General features: G+C 68.8%; 3 protein-coding genes. 1 reads left to right on the forward strand and 2 read right to left on the reverse strand.

Going from position 1 to position 3,402, the window contains the following annotated elements; all coding sequences use genetic code 11:
* Positions 1-313: 313 nt before the first annotated feature.
* Both VIR15_RS15865 and VIR15_RS15870 read right to left on the reverse strand, forming a co-directional pair.
* Positions 314-1,750, reverse strand: coding sequence for an MFS transporter (locus VIR15_RS15865; RefSeq protein ID WP_331929452.1), 1,437 nt, complete (start codon positions 1,748-1,750; stop codon positions 314-316).
* 58 nt (positions 1,751-1,808) lie between these two features.
* Positions 1,809-2,438, reverse strand: coding sequence for a PH domain-containing protein (locus VIR15_RS15870; RefSeq protein ID WP_331929454.1), 630 nt, complete (start codon positions 2,436-2,438; stop codon positions 1,809-1,811).
* Between the two features lie 148 nt (positions 2,439-2,586).
* Here VIR15_RS15870 and VIR15_RS15875 point away from each other — a divergent pair.
* A partial coding sequence (locus VIR15_RS15875; RefSeq protein WP_331929456.1) for an SGNH/GDSL hydrolase family protein occupies positions 2,587-3,402 on the forward strand: 816 nt, incomplete at its 3' end.

Raw genomic sequence — 3,402 nt, forward strand, 5'->3', positions numbered from 1 at the left:
GACGCGCCGGAGCCGTCAAGGTGCAGCGCCCCACCGGACGAACGACCTTGACGGCGACAAGCGCCGGCGCACACTCGAAAGAGCCGCTCCCGGTCCCTTGACGACAGAGGGGAGCCGGAAAGACGTGCCCCAACGTTCCCCAGATGTGGTCGAGATGATCGCCGGTGTCGCGTCCGCTGTCGGCGGCTTACCCCGCCCGGTGATGCTGCTGGGCATCAATGGCGAGGTGCGCGATGACGTCGAACGAGAGACGACGTCGTGGTCACAGATCCCCACCTCGATCGAGCGAACGGATTCCGGGCCCGAAAGCCGTTCACTCGATTGCGGGGAGGGCGCAGCGGGCTCGGCCGGAGGCGGCCAGGCCGGTGGCGGCGAGCGCAACGGCGAGTGCGGCGATGATTCCGAACGCCAGACGGCTGGGCTCGCCCGCGATCGCCAGGACTGCCCCGGCCGCGGCGTAGAAGACCGCACTCGCCATGGAGGCGGCCATCTGCCCACCGGCGTTGTTGCGGCCTTGGTTCGAGTCATCGGAGGCGGACATGATGAGGACCGACAGCGTGCCCGAGGTCATTCCGATCCCGAGGCCGGCGAGCGCCCAGCCGACGAGACCCACGGCGGTCGGTGCATCCACCCAGACGATGAGGGCCGTCCCGACGAGACCGGCAGTGACCAGCGAGAAGCCGGTCCGCAGCAGCGCCATCGGCCGAGCCGAGAACCGGCTCTGGATCGCTGACCCGCTCGACCACGTAAGGCCTGTGATGCTGAGGCTGATGCCGGCGGTGAGCGGCCCGTGGTCACGGAGCACGGTGAGGATGAGCGGCAGGAAGGCGCCGATCCCCATGAAGGACGCACTGACCAGGCCGCGCAGGGCGATGACGCCGCCGATGCCGCAGGCCGCCCGCAGGGCCCCGGCGGGGAGCAGGCGCCGTGCTGACGCGCCGAGTCCGAGCACGGCCAGACCCACCACGACGGCCACGGACACCGTGAGCGCCTGGACGGTGAGCTGCTCGGTGACGAGGTTGAGTGCGACGAGGGCCGCAGCAGCCAGGAGCGCCCAGGGCAGGACAGCGCGCAGGCGAGTTGGCCGCTCTCCTGAGGCCACCGCTTCGGCCTCGTCCTGGGGTAGCCCCCGCGCGACCCGCAGAGCCGGTCTCAACGCCAGCCAAACGGGCACCAAGATGACCGGGCCAGCGATGAAGATCCACCGCCAGCCGACCCACTCGGTCACGGCACCCGTGACAACCGGCCCGAGGACCGAGGGCAGGACCCAGGCCGCGGCGAACATCGCGACGACCTTCGGGCGCAAGACGGGATCGAGGACGCGAGCCACGAGAACCATGACGCCGACGTCGAGCAGGCCCTCGGCAAGACCGCTGAGCAGCCGACCGAGCACGAGAGCGGGCAACCCTGTCGCACTCGCCACCGCGACCATGCCGCCGACGAAGGTCAGCGCCCCCAGCCGGAGCACGGGCACCGGCCCGCGACGGTCGGCCCACCAGCCCGCCGTGGCCAGCGCGACGAGGTAGGTGGCGAGGGGCGCCGCGCCGACCAGTCCGTAGCTCGTTACCGAGTTCAGTTCGATGAGCACGGTCGGCATCGCCGTCAGGACGGCACGGTTCTCGAACGCACCCAGCGTCACCAAGGCGACCACCGCGATGACGATCGGGGCGTTCTCGCGGGTGAACAGGCTTGCGCCAGAGGTTAGCTCACGATCTGCAACGGCATCGCCAGCATCGGTCTTCGAAGTCACGAGGAATACCATGCAGGTTCAAGTGCACCTGAGGTCAAGCCCGAGACAAAACGCCTTGTCACTCCTCAGCCAGCCGGGGACGGTCACGTCGGTCGGGGTCCGGGCTCAGCGGCATACGGCCCTCGTCGTCGTCATCCTCAGCCGGCTCGTAACCCGGCCGTCCGTGCTCGGCCCGGCCGTTGACCACCATGCGACGGCGCGTGTCGTCCTCGTCGATGAGGCGGTTGATCAGCTGCTGGACGTGGTTGCTGTGCGGGATGTTGCGCAGCCGCTCGTCGGGGCTGTCACCCGCCGACTCGATGCGCAGCGAGCCGGAGTTGATGATCCGGTCGAGCAGGGACTGGTCGAACGAGACGTCGGTGATCTTGGAGAGGGTGATGTCCTTGCCAGACTTGCTCAGGATGCCCCGGCGGACCATGACGCGGTGCGAGGTCACGACGTAGTGCGTCGTACGCCACCGGAGGAAGGGCACGAGCACCAGAGGAATGGCGATGAGGATCAGGACGCCAACGGAGATCCACTGGATCCGGTTGCCTGCCGAGTCGTTCGGCGTCGCGGCGGCAATGGCGATGCCCCCGACGAGGAGGATGAGCCCGAAGATGAGCGGCAAGAGGACAGTGATCCAGTGCGGATGGATGCTCCGCTCCACGCGCTCGCTCTTGGCCAGGACGTTCTCCGGGAATCCCATGACGCCAGCGTAGAGCGCAGCCGCCCCGTTCCGGTGGCGGCTCGTCCGGGCCGGCCCTACTCTCGGTAATGGCGCCTCCTTCGCCGGGACGTCGGGTCTTGCAGTGCCTCTGGTTGACATCGCGGTTGACACCCCGAAGGAGTGCGCAGTGAAGAGCTCCCACCCACGCCGCCGGCTGTCCGCGGCAGTCCTCACCCTCATCACGGCAATCGTCACGGGTCTGGTCTCGGCCATTGCCTTCGCCCTGCCTGCGGGCGCTGCCGGCGGCTCGTACGTCGCCCTGGGCGACTCGTACTCCTCCGGCACCGGGACGCGGACCTACATCAGCGACGGCACGTCCTGCTACCGCTCCGTCTACGCCTACCCGTCGCTCGATGCCGCCCAGCTCGGCCTCAGTCTCACGTTCCGCGCCTGCTCCGGCGCCAAGGTGGCGGACGTGACGAACACACAGCTCTCCGCGCTGTCGACCTCGACGGCGTACGTCACGATCTCCGTCGGGGGCAACGACGCGGGCTTCGCCGACGTCCTCACCGAGTGCGCCCAGCCCGGCTGGATGAGCAACTGCAACGGCGCGATCGACGGTGCGCAGTACATCATCAACAACGTCCTGCCCGGCCGTCTGTCGACGCTGTACTCCTCCATCAAGTCCAGGGCCCCAAGCGCCAAGGTCATCGTCGTCGGCTACCCCCGCATCTTCAACGGCGAGGACTGCAACGCCGGCACGTGGTTCTCGCCGACCGAGGAGTCGCGCCTCAACTACACCGCCGACCTGCTCAACGCCAAGACGGCGGCGGCGGCCTCGGCCAAGGGCTTCACCTTCGCGAACCCGACGTCCCGGTTCATCGGGCACGCCGTGTGCGACGACGTCGAGTGGATCAACGGACTGTCCTACCCGATCGTCGAGAGCTACCACCCCAACCGGAGCGGGCACGCCAGCGGCTACGTGCCGGTCACCAAGCCGCTC

It is taken from the genome of Intrasporangium sp. (genome assembly GCF_036566125.1).
Taxonomy (GTDB): domain Bacteria; phylum Actinomycetota; class Actinomycetes; order Actinomycetales; family Dermatophilaceae; genus Intrasporangium.

Coding starts and splice junctions, on each gene's coding strand:
- VIR15_RS15870 (WP_331929454.1), bottom strand. CDS start 2,438: ATGGGATTCCCGGAGAACGTCCTGGCCAAGAGCGAGCGCGTGGAGCGG.